The following is a 4,131-nucleotide window of genomic DNA, read 5'->3' as shown; positions in this document are numbered from 1 at the left end:
CTTCCGTTCAGGCAGGCATTGTCGACCATGCGAACAGGCGGGCACGGCGACCTGAGACGGCTCTCGCCACTGCGCGGAAGGGCCCTTTTCTGGTGCCCGTGCTGTCGGCCACCCAGCAATGGATCTTGAGACTGGCCCTGGCCTTCTGGTTCGTCACGCTCGGATTCTTCTGGTTCTGGTGGCTGAAGCCCGAGCATGTCGAGCATGTCGGGCCATACGCATTCTCGACGCTCATTCTGGTATGGCTCACGCTCATGCCATTGTACTTCCTCCTGAATGTGCATGCGTCGAAAAAGCCGTCGAAACTTCACGCAATCCCTGAGCATTCGCGGGTCGCGATGGTGGTCACCAAGGCGCCGTCCGAGCCTTTTGCAGTGGTCGCGCGCACGCTCGAAGCGATGCTGGTGCAGGATTATCCACACGATACCTGGCTGGCAGACGAGGACCCATCCGAGGACACGATTGCCTGGTGCGAGGCCCACAATGTCATGATTTCGACCCGACATGGTCGGGAAGATTATCATCGCAAGGTGTGGCCGCGCCGGACACGCTGCAAAGAGGGGAACCTGGCATTTTTCTACGATCATTATGGCTATGAGCGCTATGATTTCGTCGCTCAGTTGGATGCCGACCACGTGCCGACGCCAACCTATCTGAGGGAAATCCTGTTTCCCTTCGCCGATCCCGCGGTTGGCTATGTCTCGGCGCCGAGCATTTGCGACAACAATGCCGCAGAGAGCTGGTCGGCGCGCGGCAGGCTGTTTCCGGAAGGGATGTTCCACGGCCCCTTGCAGTCCGGCCACACGGGCGGCGGAGCTCCGCTCTGCATCGGCTCGCACTATGCCGTGCGAACTGTCGCGCTGAGGCAAGCGGGTGGTCTCGGCCCGGAACTGGCCGAGGACCATTCGACGTCGATGCTGATCAATGCGGCCGGATGGCGCGGCGTGCATGCCATCGACGCCATCGCGCATGGCGATGGCCCGCAGACCTTTGCCGATCTTGTCACRCAGGAATTCCAGTGGTCGCGGAGCCTGATGACGATCTTGCTCGAATACTCGCCCAGCTACCTTTCCAAACTGCCGCCGCGCCTGAAATTCCAGTTCCTTTTTTGCCAGCTCTGGTATCCGCTGTTCGCCACATTTGCGCTTCTGATGTACGTCATGCCTATCTACGCGCTCTGTTCGGGCCAGAACTTCGCCAACGTGATGTATGTCGACTTCCTGTTCTACTATGCGCCGAACTCGATTGCCCTCATCGCCCTCGTGATGATGTTGAAGGCGTTCGGGCTTTCGCGCCCGATCACCGCCAAGACGCTCAGCTGGGAAGGGACGCTGTTCCTGTTCTTCGCGCGTTGGCCATGGGTGCTCGCCGGAACGCTGTCGTCGATCCGCGACTATCTGACCAAATCCTTCGTCGATTTCCGCGTTACTCCCAAGGGCAGCGGCCCCAAGGACCTTCTGCCGGCGCGCGTCATCGTTCCGTATGTGGTGCTTGCGATTGGTGCGTCCTTGCCGGTTCTTCTGGTGGATCATCCTTCCAATTCCACCGGCTTCTACTGGTTCGCCGCATTCAATGCCCTGATCTACGGGCTGCTTGTGGTTGTGATCGTCACCAGGCACCTCGTCGAGAACAGGATTTCGCTGCGAGCCAATGGCGTGAAACTCGCCTGGCAGGCATCGCTCGCCTGTGTTGCGCTCTCGGTTCCGGCGGCGGGATTTTACGACCGCGGGCTGGAAGGCATCTATGGGCTGCAGCAGGGCGCCGGTAGCGTTCGCATCGTCAGGATCGCCTATGTGGTTTCCGGCGCTGGCCGGGGCGAGACCGGCGACCGCAACTTCTACTTCGATCCTGGCTGGAACGAGAAGCGGTGACAGACAGAAGCGACAGATGGTACGCTGGCGCCCTGTCTCACCCTCAGCCGGCTGTCATTTGGAGGATCACTTCTGTGGTTGGTGTCCTGTCGATCCGCTGCTTTCTGTTGACGATGATTGTTGCGCAGCCGCTGTTGGTCAGCGGCCCAAACGCCGCGACAGCCGAAGAGGTCGATTTGTCGGCGGTCGCCGCGGCAGCGCCGCTCACTCCGGCGGAACTGTTTCCCCTTTATGCTGGCCGCACATGGGTCTGGGAAAACGGTGCAGCCTATTTTGCCAAGGATGGGCGCCAACTTCGCGCCTGGACCGGCGGCGCGAACGCGTCGATCGGCCAGGGMAGGTGGTTGATCACCGAGAATGGCAAATTATGCATGGATGCAAAATGGACGACACTTGCCGGTAGCTCGCAGGGGCGAACCTGCTTCAGCCATCACCGATTGGGCGGCACGATATACCAGATGAAGGATCCGAGCGGTTCCTGGTACGTTTTCCAGGCGTCGCCGGCGCAGCCCGGGCAGGAGTACCACAAGTTCAAATCCGGCGACACGACCGCTGCGACTTTCGACAAGATGCGTCAGATGATCAGCCCTGATCAGAAGCCAGCGCCGGTCAAAAGCGGCGGTTGAGCGGAACTGCCACCTCGCACGAGCCATGACACACCCAGTGATTTTCGCAACCCCGCGCCGGCACCCATCCTGACCGGTCGAGAAACAATCCAGATCCGTCTCTGTGTCGAGCCAGGATGCTCCTGTCGGTGCCTGTCAAGGCGTTGCCGAATCGCTTATCGTGAAGCGTCAAGCAGTCCGGCCAGTGCCGTCGGCGGGCCGATTGCAGATTGATCGCATTTTAATAAAATCTGGCGGAACGACCAGACGGTAAGCTCACCATTCGGTTTTCATGAATTTTAATAAGTGAAGTCTAATGTTCCTGCGTATGTGGTAGCGAGCAGTCGCTTACGCGGCGTGAAAGCGACGAAAGCAAAGTATGTCGCAACGCGCCTTTGGCAGGGGACATCTTATGAAAAATTCCGCAATGGGCGCGTTTCGCTCGGGCAAGAACAGCGCATTCATGATTGTGGCTGCGGTGGCGATCGCGATGGTTTCGGGTTGCCAGAGCGTCGATGCAACCAAGACCAATTCGGTCCTCGTCAAGCCTTTGGTCCACTCGCTTGGCAGCAAACCCGCGGTCCAGCCAGTCCGCGCCACGTTCATCGCTCATTCGTCCAGAAGCGAGCCTCTTGTCTATATGACGAGCGCGGTGCGGACCATTGAAAGAGCCTACGCTTTTGCATCGCCGCCGCGGATCAAGGTGCGTACGCCGGCGCCGGTGAAGGCCTCTTACAATCCGGGCAATGGCGGCACGTTCCTGGGGAACTCGCCGTATATCTGCAGCCCTAGCGGATTTGGCCAGCGCGCGAGCTGCCGCCCCCGCTATTCCTGAGCCACCGAGCGGCGACAGGCGCTGCCGTCTTGGTAGGCGGCAGTCTCGTCGGTTTCGCCTTCAGGCCAAAGAAGGGGGCAGCCGTCCTGACGATCGTGTCGATGTCGGAAAGCTCCGGCACGAAGCCGAGACGTTCGCGTGCGCTTCCCGGATCGGCGTAGAGCTCCGCCGGGTCTCCCGGGCGCCGGGTCCTGAAGACGGCCGGAACCGGTCTTGCCGTCATTCGGCTGACCGCCTGGACAATCTCCTTGATGGACACGCCCCGGCCAGTGCCGAGGTTGACCGCCAGGCTTTGTCCGCCGCCCTCGAGATGCATGAGAGCTTTCAGATGGGCGCGGGCCAGATCGCTTACGTGGATATAGTCCCGTACGCACGTGCCGTCCGACGTGTCGTAGTCCGTGCCGAAAACCTCGATCTCGTCGATGATGCCTGATGCGGCCATGAGCACTCTGGGAATCAGGTGCGTCTCGGGCGAATGCCACTCACCAAGCTCGCCGTCGGGGTCGGCGCCGCAAGCGTTGAAATAGCGCAGGATGGCAAATTTCATTCCGTATGCGGACTCATAGTCGCCGATGATCTGTTCGCCCATCAGCTTGGTGCGCCCGTAAGGGCTGATCGGATTTTGCGAGGACGTCTCGCGAACAGGCAACGCGTCCGGCACGCCGTAGGTTGCGCAGCTGCTGGAGAAGATGATGTTGTCGATGGCGTTCGCTCGCGCCGCATCGAGCACCGCGATGGTGCCGGTCACATTGGTCGAATAGTATTCAGCCGGCTCCTGAACGGACTCGCCGACATAGGCCAGCGCCGCAAAGTGGATGAC

The 4,131-nt window shown here is 60.4% G+C and carries 4 protein-coding genes; 3 read left to right on the top strand and 1 reads right to left on the bottom strand.

What is annotated here, in order from left to right; translation table 11 throughout:
* Positions 1 to 92 precede the first annotated feature (92 nt).
* The 3 genes from ACXJ7R_RS26380 to ACXJ7R_RS26370 all read left to right on the top strand — a co-directional run bounded on the left by ACXJ7R_RS26380 (position 93) and on the right by ACXJ7R_RS26370 (position 3,311).
* A complete protein-coding gene (locus ACXJ7R_RS26380) occupies positions 93 to 1,871 on the top strand; it encodes a glycosyltransferase family 2 protein (RefSeq protein WP_457154389.1) in 1,779 nt (592 codons plus the stop codon).
* Between the two features lie 74 nt (positions 1,872 to 1,945).
* Positions 1,946 to 2,497 (top strand): DUF995 domain-containing protein, encoded by a 552-nt coding sequence (locus ACXJ7R_RS26375; protein ID WP_457154388.1) that lies wholly within the window; start codon positions 1,946 to 1,948, stop codon positions 2,495 to 2,497.
* 391 nt (positions 2,498 to 2,888) lie between these two features.
* A complete protein-coding gene (locus tag ACXJ7R_RS26370; protein WP_457154387.1) occupies positions 2,889 to 3,311 on the top strand; it encodes a hypothetical protein in 423 nt (140 codons plus the stop codon).
* Here ACXJ7R_RS26370 and galE read toward each other — a convergent pair.
* The coding region (gene galE, locus ACXJ7R_RS26365) for a UDP-glucose 4-epimerase GalE (protein ID WP_457154386.1) at positions 3,265 to 4,131 on the bottom strand (867 nt) is incomplete at its 5' end. The genes ACXJ7R_RS26370 and galE overlap by 47 nt on opposite strands.

It is taken from the genome of Mesorhizobium sp. P5_C1, assembly GCF_054049815.1.
Note: the sequence above shows the minus strand (reverse complement) of the source record. Positions and strands in the feature narration are given on the sequence as shown.